6 protein-coding genes and 1 tRNA gene are annotated in these 9,715 nt (G+C 62.7%); 2 read left to right on the forward strand and 5 right to left on the reverse strand.

What is annotated here, in order from left to right; genetic code table 11:
• Positions 1-171 precede the first annotated feature (171 nt).
• The 5 genes from lon to AAFX91_RS34820 form a co-directional block, all read right to left on the reverse strand.
• Positions 172-2,595: an endopeptidase La gene (gene lon / locus AAFX91_RS34800; RefSeq protein ID WP_130577036.1), complete on the reverse strand. Its 2,424-nt coding sequence runs from the start codon at positions 2,593-2,595 to the stop codon at positions 172-174.
• Positions 2,596-2,909: 314 nt separating this feature from the next.
• Positions 2,910-4,184, reverse strand: coding sequence for an ATP-dependent Clp protease ATP-binding subunit ClpX (gene clpX, locus AAFX91_RS34805; protein ID WP_024506813.1), 1,275 nt, complete (start codon positions 4,182-4,184; stop codon positions 2,910-2,912).
• A gap of 430 nt (positions 4,185-4,614) precedes the next feature.
• Positions 4,615-5,250: an ATP-dependent Clp protease proteolytic subunit gene (locus AAFX91_RS34810; RefSeq protein ID WP_130577037.1), complete on the reverse strand. Its 636-nt coding sequence runs from the start codon at positions 5,248-5,250 to the stop codon at positions 4,615-4,617.
• A gap of 241 nt (positions 5,251-5,491) precedes the next feature.
• Positions 5,492-6,853 carry a trigger factor gene (gene tig / locus AAFX91_RS34815; RefSeq protein WP_394569571.1) on the reverse strand — a complete coding sequence of 454 codons (1,362 nt, stop codon included), beginning with the start codon at positions 6,851-6,853 and terminating at the stop codon, positions 5,492-5,494.
• 155 nt (positions 6,854-7,008) lie between these two features.
• Positions 7,009-7,093 (reverse strand) — tRNA-Leu (locus AAFX91_RS34820).
• A gap of 150 nt (positions 7,094-7,243) precedes the next feature.
• Between AAFX91_RS34820 and AAFX91_RS34825 the strand changes: the two genes are divergently transcribed.
• Complete coding sequence (locus AAFX91_RS34825; protein ID WP_394569569.1) at positions 7,244-8,539, forward strand: multicopper oxidase family protein; 1,296 nt, start codon at positions 7,244-7,246, stop codon at positions 8,537-8,539.
• 18 nt (positions 8,540-8,557) lie between these two features.
• The gene (locus tag AAFX91_RS34830; protein ID WP_394569570.1) at positions 8,558-9,643 is read left to right on the forward strand and encodes an enolase C-terminal domain-like protein; all 1,086 of its coding nucleotides are present in this window, start codon (positions 8,558-8,560) and stop codon (positions 9,641-9,643) included.
• Positions 9,644-9,715 lie beyond the last annotated feature (72 nt).

The raw sequence follows: 9,715 nt of genomic DNA on the forward strand, positions 1-9,715 counted from the left end.
AAAGAAAGCCTTGAATCACGTTCAATCTGATTTGAGAATCCCAAGAGTCCACACGGCCTAGAGCATGATCCGGAAAATCGGATCATGATCGGTGCGCTATCTTCGAGCGAAACTCCCATAAACAAAACGGCGCCCGAAGGCGCCGTTCGTTGTTCAAGCAATCCGGTCCGGTCAGTGGGCTGTCAGGCCGCCGGTCTCTTCGGCGGTGTCGGGTTTGACGTCGACCTTGGTCTCCTCTTCCCAGACGATCGGTGTGGGCACCCGCACCAACGCCCTGGCGACGACCTCGTCGAGCCGGGAGACCGGGATGATCTCCATGCCGCCCTTGATCGCATCGGAAATCTCCGTGAGATCCTTGGCGTTGTCCTCGGGGATCAGCACCGTCTTGATGCCGCCGCGGGCGGCAGCCAGGAGCTTCTCCTTCAGACCGCCGATCGGCAGCACGCGGCCACGCAGCGTGATTTCGCCGGTCATCGCGACCTCGTGGCGGACCGGAATGCCGGTCATGACCGAGATGATCGCGGTGGCCATCGCCACGCCTGCGGACGGTCCATCCTTCGGCGTCGCGCCCTCGGGCACGTGCACGTGGATGTCGCGCCTGTCGAACAGCGGCGGCTCGATGCCGTAGGTGATCGCGCGCGAGCGGACGTAGGACGCCGCCGCCGAGATCGATTCCTTCATGACGTCGCGCAGATTGCCCGTGACGGTCATCTTGCCCTTGCCGGGCATCATGACGCCTTCGATGGTCAACAGCTCGCCGCCAACATCGGTCCAGGCCAGACCCGTGACGATACCGACCTGGTCCTCGCTCTCGATCTCGCCGAAGCGATACTTCGGCACGCCGAGGAACTCTTCGATGTTCTTCTCGGTGACCTTGACCGACTTCTTCTTGGAGATCATCAGCTCCTTCACCGCCTTGCGGGCAAGTGTGGAGAGCTCACGCTCCAGGTTACGCACGCCCGCTTCGCGGGTGTAGCGGCGGATCATCAAGAGAAGCGCATCGTCGTCGATCGACCATTCCTTGGAATCCAGACCGTGCTTGGAGAGCGCGTTCGGGATCAGGTGCTTGCGCGCGATCTCGACCTTCTCATTCTCGGTGTAGCCGGCGATCCGGATGATCTCCATGCGGTCCATCAGCGGTCCGGGAATATTGAGCGTATTCGCGGTCGTGATGAACATCACGTTCGACAGGTCGTAGTCGACCTCCAGGTAGTGGTCGTTGAAGGTCGAGTTCTGTTCGGGGTCCAGGACCTCGAGCAGCGCCGATGACGGATCGCCGCGGAAGTCGGCGCCCATCTTGTCGATCTCGTCCAACAGGAACAGCGGATTGGAGGTCTTCGCCTTCCGCATCGACTGGATGATCTTGCCGGGCATCGAGCCGATATAGGTGCGGCGGTGACCGCGGATCTCGGCTTCGTCGCGCACGCCGCCGAGCGAGACGCGCACGAATTCACGCCCCGTCGCCTTCGCGATCGACTTGCCAAGCGAGGTCTTGCCGACGCCGGGAGGCCCGACCAGGCACAGGATCGGTCCGGTCAGCTTGTTGGCGCGCGACTGCACCGCGAGATACTCGACGATACGGTCCTTGACCTTCTCGAGCCCGTAATGGTCGGAGTCCAGCACCGCCTGCGCGGCTTCCAGGTCCTTCTTGACCTTGGACTTCTTGTTCCACGGGATCGACAGCAGCCAGTCCAGATAGTTGCGCACCACGGTCGCTTCCGCGGACATCGGCGACATCTGACGCAGCTTCTTCAACTCATGCTGCGCCTTCTCGCGCGCTTCCTTGGACAGCTTGGTCTTGTTGATGCGCTCTTCCAGATCGGCCAGCTCGTCGCGACCTTCGTCGTCGCCGAGCTCCTTCTGGATCGCCTTCATCTGCTCGTTCAGGTAATATTCGCGCTGGGTCTTCTCCATCTGGCGCTTGACGCGCGAGCGGATGCGCTTCTCGACCTGCAAGACCGAGATCTCGCTCTCCATCAGGCCCAGCACCTTCTCCAGGCGTTGGGTGACCGACAGCGTCTCCAGGATGGCCTGGCGATCGGCGATCTTGACCGCCAGATGCGAAGCGACGTTGTCGCTCAGCTTGGCGAAATCGGTGATCCCCTGAACAACGCCGACGACTTCGGCGGAGATCTTCTTGTTCAGCTTCACATAGCTCTCGAAATCGGACACGACCGAGCGCGACAGGGCTTCGGCTTCGACCGAATCGGCGTCGGTGTCGGCGAGCGCGACCGCGGTCGCCTCGTAGTACTCGCTGCGGTCGGAGTATTTCTCGACGCGCGCGCGCTCAAGCCCTTCGACCAGCACCTTCACAGTGCCGTCGGGCAGCTTCAGGAGCTGCAGCACGCTGGCGAGCGTCCCCGTCTCGTAGATCGACTCTGGCGCCGGATCGTCGTCGGACGCATTCTTCTGCGTCGCGAGCAGGATCAACGCGTCGTTCTTCATCACTTCTTCAAGAGCGCGGATCGACTTCTCGCGGCCGACGAAGAGCGGCACGATCATGTGCGGGAAGACGACAATGTCACGGAGCGGCAGCACCGGATAAGAATGGCTTTCGCCGTAGACAATCGATGGCCGGGGTTTTGAGGTTGTCATGGCCTATTCCTTTCGTTGTGCCCCCTTGCACGCGGCCCGCTTGCTTGCGCAACCACCACAAGGTGCCTGTATGATCCGAATGTCGTTCGGCCCTCGGCCGCTTCTCGTTCCGGATTTCAGATGACGAATCTTGAGACGTAAATTTTCATCACCGACAGCATTACGTGGCTATCGGCCATGGGGGTGTCAAGTACTTAGAAATACCGGAAAATCCGGACTAAACGCGCAGAATTAATTACATCGAAATGGCCACCGGGAATCCCGGGAGCCATCGGTATTTTCGTTCATCCGCCGGCCGCGGCCGGCAAGCGCGATCAGGCGCTCGCGCTGCTCTCGACGGCGCGGTCGGAACGATCCGCGTAGATGTACAGCGGACGGGCCGTTCCCTCGACCACCTCGCGCGAGATCACGACCTCCTCCACGCCTTCGAGGCCCGGAAGATCGAACATGGTCTCGAGCAGGATGCTCTCCAGGATCGAGCGCAACCCGCGCGCGCCGGTCTTGCGTTCGATCGCCTTGCGGGCGACCGCGCCAAGCGCCTCGTCGGCGAAGGTCAGCTCGATGTTCTCCATCTCGAACAGCCGCTGATACTGCTTGACCAGCGCGTTCTTCGGATCGGTCAGGATCTTCTTCAGCGAGGTCTCGTCGAGATCCTCCAGCGTCGCGACCACCGGCAGGCGGCCGACGAATTCCGGGATCAGGCCGTACTTCAGCAAATCCTCCGGTTCGACGTGGCGGAATATCTCGCCGGTGCGGCGATCTTCCGGAGCGAGCACCTGCGCGGCAAAGCCGATCGAGGTCGAGCGGCCGCGTGCGGAGATGATCTTCTCCAACCCGGAGAAGGCGCCGCCGCAGATGAAGAGGATGTTGGTGGTGTCGACCTGGAGGAATTCCTGCTGCGGGTGCTTGCGGCCGCCCTGCGGCGGGACGGAAGCCACCGTGCCTTCCATGATCTTCAACAGCGCCTGCTGCACGCCCTCACCCGACACGTCGCGCGTGATCGAGGGATTGTCCGACTTGCGGCTGATCTTGTCGATCTCGTCGATGTAGACGATGCCGCGCTGCGCGCGCTCGACGTTGTAGTCGGCCGCCTGCAGGAGCTTCAGGATGATGTTCTCGACGTCCTCGCCGACATAGCCGGCTTCCGTCAGCGTCGTCGCATCCGCCATGGTGAAGGGCACATCGAGGATGCGCGCCAGCGTCTGCGCGAGCAGCGTCTTGCCCGAGCCTGTCGGACCGATCAGGAGGATGTTCGACTTCGCGAGCTCGACGTCGTTGTGCTTGGTCTGGTGATTGAGCCGCTTGTAGTGATTGTGCACGGCAACCGACAGCACCTTCTTCGCATGGCTCTGGCCGATGACGTAATCGTCCAGCACCTTGCAGATTTCCTTCGGAGTCGGGATGCCGTCGCGCGACTTCACCAGCGAGGACTTGTTCTCCTCACGGATGATGTCCATGCAGAGCTCAACGCATTCGTCGCAGATGAAAACGGTGGGACCCGCGATCAGCTTGCGGACTTCGTGCTGGCTCTTGCCGCAGAACGAGCAATATAGCGTGTTCTTGGAATCGCTCGTGCCGACCTTACTCATTCTTATCTCCGTCCGCCGTTCGAACCCGTCGCTCCATCGACCTATTCCGGTACTGTCCGGGCTTTAGGTGTAGATAGAGCAAAAACCGTACCAAAAAAGACCCTACTTAATACTGATCCGGCGAATCGCGGTTCAGTCGAATCTCCCCCGCAACTACATCCGATACGTCAGAGCCAACCATGCTGTCATCCGACTATCAAGAATTCGCTAACCGGGGGCTTGCCGGGCACCGTGACAATACCGTGATTTATAGCCTCCGCACGTAAATAACCTGTCGAAAACGCACGGTCGTTGCGACATTGCCACGCGACAGCTCGATACGAAAGCGGAACTTTCTGCCCAAGTTGGGGCATACTGCACCGCAATCGCCTGAGTTTGCCGACAGGGATTTCGTCGTCAACGCAAAAATCGCGCAAGCGATCCCGTAAGACTACGCGGCTTTCGCTGCAGCCGGATCCTCGGGACGCCTATCGATCACCTTGTCGACGAGACCAAACGCTTTCGCGTCTTCCGCCGTGAGGAACTTGTCGCGCTCGAGCGCATCCTCGATGGCCTTGTAGGTCTGGCCGGTGTGCTTGACGTAGATTTCGTTTAGCCGCTTCTTGAGATTCAGGATCTCCTGCGCGTGCAGCATGATGTCGGTGGCCTGGCCCTGGAAGCCGCCGGAGGGCTGATGCACCATGATGCGCGAGTTCGGCAGCGTGAAGCGCATGTCCTTCTCGCCGGCAGCGAGCAAGAGCGATCCCATCGAGGCCGCCTGGCCCGTGCACAGCGTCGACACCGGCGGGCGGATGAACTGCATGGTGTCGTAGATCGCAAGACCCGATGTCACCACGCCGCCGGGCGAGTTGATGTACATCGAGATTTCCTTCTTCGGATTCTCGGCCTCGAGGAACAGAAGCTGCGCGACGATCAGCGTCGACATGCCATCCTCGACCGGGCCGGTCACGAAGATGATGCGCTCCTTCAGCAGGCGCGAGAAAATGTCGTAGGCGCGCTCACCGCGGTTGGTCTGTTCGACGACCATCGGCACGAGGTTCATGTAGGTTTCAACGGGATCGCGCATGGGATTACCCCTGGAGTTGGCGGGGCCGAACGGCCGCCGGCTGTTCCGGACGGACGATCGTCCCGTGATGCAGGACTGCGTTAAGCTGCGCTCAGATATGCGCCATTTTCGCGGCGGCAAGACCGCACAGATGGCTAGGTCCGAACGCGGCAACTCAAACCGATTCGGCTGGTCCCGCCTAGCGACGGAATGCCGTCGTTCGGCCGGTTTCGCCGTTCATCATTAACACGAGGTGCCGGGATTACGCCGCAGTTTTCTCGGCGTCTTCATCCTTGAACAGGTCTTCCTTCGAGACCTTTTTCTCGGTCACGTTGGCGAGTTCGAGGATGAAGTCGACCACCTTGTCCTCGTAGATCGGGGCACGGAGCTGGGCGAGCGCCTGGGCGTTGTTGCGATAGAAGTCCCAGACCTCCTTTTCGCGGCCCGGCATCTGGCGCGCACGCTCGATCACGGCGCGGCCGACCTCGTCATCGGACACCGTGATCTTGTTCTTCTCGCCGATCTCCGACAGCACGAGGCCAAGCCGCACGCGGCGGTCGGCGATCCTGCGGTACTCTTCCTTGGCGGCGTCCTCGGTGGTGTTCTCGTCGGCAAACGTCTTGCCGGCGGAATCCATCTCCGCCTTGATCGAGTTCCACATCAAGTTGAACTCCTCGTCGATCAGCGACGGCGGCGCCTCGAACCTATGGTTCTCGTCAAGCCGGTCGAGCAGCGCGCGCTTGACGCGCTGACGCGTCGCGCCGGCGAACTCGGCCGTCAACCGCGCCCGTGCGGCTTCCTTCAGCTTGTCGAGCGATTCCAGCCCGAGCGTCTTGGCGAACTCGTCGTCGATCACGGTCTCGCCGGGTGCTTCCACCGTGGTCGCCGTGGTCTCGAATTCGGCCGGCTGGCCGGCGAGCTTTTCGCTGGCATAGTTCTTCGGGAACGTGACCTTCAGCGTGCGCGTCTCGCCTGCGCCGATACCGATCAGTTGCTCCTCGAAGCCGGGAATGAACTGGCCCGCACCGAGCACGACCTGGATGCCCTCGCCGGTTCCGCCGTCGAAGGCTTCACCGTTGATGGTACCTTTGAAGCTGATGGTGACGCGGTCGCCGTTCTCAGCCTTCGCGCCCTCGCTCTTGGCCGAATAGGGACGGCTCTGATCGGCGATGCGCTTGATCGCCTCATCAACATCGGCGTCGGTCACATCAGTGACCGGCTTCTCGACCTGGAAGGTCTTGAAATCGGCAAGCGTGATCGGCGGCACGACCTCGATCGCTACCGTGTAGGTCAGGTCGCTCTTGCCGGCGAGCAACTCCTCGACCTCTTTCTGCTCGGTCGGCATCGTGATCTTCGGCTCGGTCGCAAGACGGAAGCCGCGGTCGGTGAAGATCTGCGTGTTGGCGTCGCGGATGGTCTGGTCGATGGTCTCCGCCATCACCGAGCGGCCGTAGATCTTCTTCAGATGGCTGACCGGCACCTTGCCGGGACGGAAACCGTTGATGCGGACCTTGTCCTTCAGGTCCACAAGTTTCGCGTCCGCCTTGGCATCGAGGTCGGTGGCAGGAACGCTGATCTTGAACTCGTGTTTCAGTCCCTCATTAAGGGTCTCGGTGACCTGCATCTTCTTCTTCCGCTCCTGTCGCGCCTTTGCGGGCGCGACTGTGTCAATGGTTCGACGCACGGCTCAACGCCTGCGCCGGTGGTTCGGCGGACCTGTCTCCCGAACACAGAGACAGGCCCTCCAGAAAGGGATCATGCAAACGCTGGATGAGCGCTTGGTGCGGGTGGAGGGACTCGAACCCCCACAACTTTCGTCACTGGAACCTAAATCCAGCGCGTCTACCAGTTCCGCCACACCCGCTTGGCGCATCATCTCCGGCCGCGATGCCGCGGGCGGCGGCTTATAGCATGAGCCCGCCCCGGCGCAGCAAAAAAATGGCTTTTTTCGCATGTCCTCTCGGCCCAAATGGCCGCTGGACTTACAGGTTCAAAAATGGTCCGGATCGGGCCGATGGCAAGCCTTTTCCTGAAGCTCGATCGACGCACCCTGCTGGCCGGACTAGGCGCCGCCGCGCTGCAAGCGGGCCTTCCCGCCGCAACCTTGGCGCAAGCCCGTCGTTCACTCGCCATTTCCGCGAGACCCGACAGCCTGGTGCTGCGCCAGGGCGGCGCGGCTACGCCGGTCTGGTCGTTCCCAGGCGAGGACATCAGGGCGAATCGCGGCGAGACCATCGAGCTGACGCTCGGCAACGATCTTCCCGCACCCCTTGCATTGTACTGCCGGGGAATCGACGGCGCTCCGGCCGCCGAGCCCCTGCTCGCCCGGGCGCCGCTTGCCGCCGGGGCGAAGGAGAGCTTCCAGCTTCCGCTGCGCCACGCCGGCACATTCCTGTTCGATCCCGGCCTCCTCAATGACGGCCAACCGCTACCGCTGCGCGCAAAGCCACTGGTCGTCTCCGAACGCGAGCATATCTCCGTCGACCGCGACGAGGTGCTCTTGATCGAGGAATGGCGGCTGCGGCCGGATGGCTCCGCTATCGCGCCGGGGACGGAGGCCAAGGATGCGACGCCGGTCTATACCGTTAACGGCCGGACTTCATTCGAACTCTCAGCACGCGCCAATGAGCGCCTGCGGCTCCGGTTCATCAATGCCTCCCAACGCACTGTGCTCGCGGTGAAATTGGAAAGCCACGAGGTCCGCGTCATGGCCATCGACGGCCAGCCTGCCGAGCCATTTCCTGCGCGCAACGGTGCGCTCGTGTTGGCGCCGGGCGGCCGCGCAGACGCCTATGTCGATGCCGTCGCGAGCGCATCGATCCTGCTCCATGACGGCAAGGAGGCGTGCCCGGTCGGACGACTCTTACTCTCCGGCGAGGCCCTGCTCCGCCCGGCGCCGCTGCCATCGGCGCCGCCGCTTCCCCCCAACGGCCTGCCGGCCCAGCTCGACCTCAAGAATGCGCAGCGGTTCGAACTGGTCGTCGGGGTGCCAGCTGACTGGACGCGTCCGGCCAGCTTCACCCCCTCCGCGCCACCAGCCTTCCGCGCCAAGACCGGCCGTGCGGTGGTGCTGGCGCTTACCAATCGCGCGCCGATTACCACCGTCTTCCACCTCCACGGCCATCACTTCCGCCTGCTCGACCGGCTCGACGACGGCTGGAAGCCGTTCTGGCTCGACACACTCGCGATCGAACCCGGCCAGACCCAGCGCATTGCGTTCCCGGCCGAGTATACCGGCCGCTACCTGATCGAACAGGTCGCGACAGACTGGGCAGCGCCACGGCTCGTGCGATGGTACAGTGTCGAATAAGAACAAGGGGAAACGACCATGGGCCAAACAGTTCCAGCGATCCGCGGCATCAGAGCGCGAGCCGTCGTCGTGCCGCTCAAGCGTCCTGTGAAGAACGCCTTCGGCGTGATCGATTCCGGGCCACTGGTCCTGATCGATATCGAAACCGATCAGGGCGTTACTGGTCGTTCCTACATCTTCGCCTACACCAGGCTCACGCTTAAACCACTGGTTCATCTGGTCGAGGAGACCGGCCGCGATCTCGTCGGCCGGCCGGCCGCCCCGTTCGACCTGATGAAGGCGATGGACGCCAAGTTCCGCCTGCTCGGCTGGCAGGGCCTCGTCGGCATGGCTGTCTCCGGCCTCGACATGGCCTGTTGGGACGCGCTGGGACAGGTCGCGAGCAAGCCGGTCGTCGAGTTGCTCGGCGGATCGGCGCGCCCCCTTCCCGCCTATGACAGCTATGGCGCGGTCGATCCCGCAGCCGACGAGCGCGCGCTCCGCCGCTCACTCGACCAGGGCTTTCGCGGCATCAAGATCAAGGGCGGCGACGGTGATGCCGCCAATGACGAACGCGTGGTCAAGGGCGTGCGCGCCGTCATCGGGCCGGACATCGCCTTGATGATCGACTTCAACCAGTCGCTCGATCCGGCGGAAGCCAAACGCCGCATCGCGCGCCTTGCGCCCTACGACCTGCATTGGGTCGAGGAGCCCGTGCCGCAGGAGAATCTCTCCGGCCACGCCAGCGTCCGAATGGACTCGCCGATTCCGATCCAGGCCGGCGAGAACTGGTGGTTCCCGCGCGGCTTTGCCGAGGCGATCTCGGTCGGCGCCAGCGATTTCATCATGCCCGACCTGATGAAGGTCGGCGGCGTCACCGGCTGGCTGCAGGTCGCCGGGCAAGCGGACGCCGCCTCGATCCCGATGTCGAGCCATCTGTTCGCGGAAGCCAGCTCCCATGTGCTCGCGGTGACGCCGACCGCGCATTGGCTCGAATTCCTCGACCTCTCCAGCGCCATCCTGGCAAAGCCGGCCGAGGTCATCGACGGCGCCGTCACCGCCCGCGGCCCGGGCCTCGGGCTGGAATGGAACGAGCCGGCGGTCGCGAAATATCAGGTGACCTAGGGTCTGTTGGGATTCATCGGGAGTTTATCACGGCAGCGGTCAGATGGATCATGGCTGCGAAGCTTTGATCTG

This window comes from Bradyrhizobium sp. 31Argb (genome assembly GCF_043638955.1).
Classification (GTDB): Bacteria; Pseudomonadota; Alphaproteobacteria; order Rhizobiales; family Xanthobacteraceae; genus Bradyrhizobium.

Excerpts from the sequence above, each read along its gene's own strand:
- tig (WP_394569571.1), bottom strand. The coding sequence starts at position 6,853 with ATGCAGGTCACCGAGACCCTTAATGAGGGACTGAAACACGAGTTCAAG.
- lon (WP_130577036.1), bottom strand. The coding sequence starts at position 2,595 with ATGACAACCTCAAAACCCCGGCCATCGATTGTCTACGGCGAAAGCCAT.
- AAFX91_RS34830 (WP_394569570.1), top strand. The coding sequence starts at position 8,558 with ATGGGCCAAACAGTTCCAGCGATCCGCGGCATCAGAGCGCGAGCCGTC.
- clpX (WP_024506813.1), bottom strand. The coding sequence starts at position 4,184 with ATGAGTAAGGTCGGCACGAGCGATTCCAAGAACACGCTATATTGCTCG.
- AAFX91_RS34810 (WP_130577037.1), bottom strand. The coding sequence starts at position 5,250 with ATGCGCGATCCCGTTGAAACCTACATGAACCTCGTGCCGATGGTCGTC.
- AAFX91_RS34825 (WP_394569569.1), top strand. The coding sequence starts at position 7,244 with ATGGCAAGCCTTTTCCTGAAGCTCGATCGACGCACCCTGCTGGCCGGA.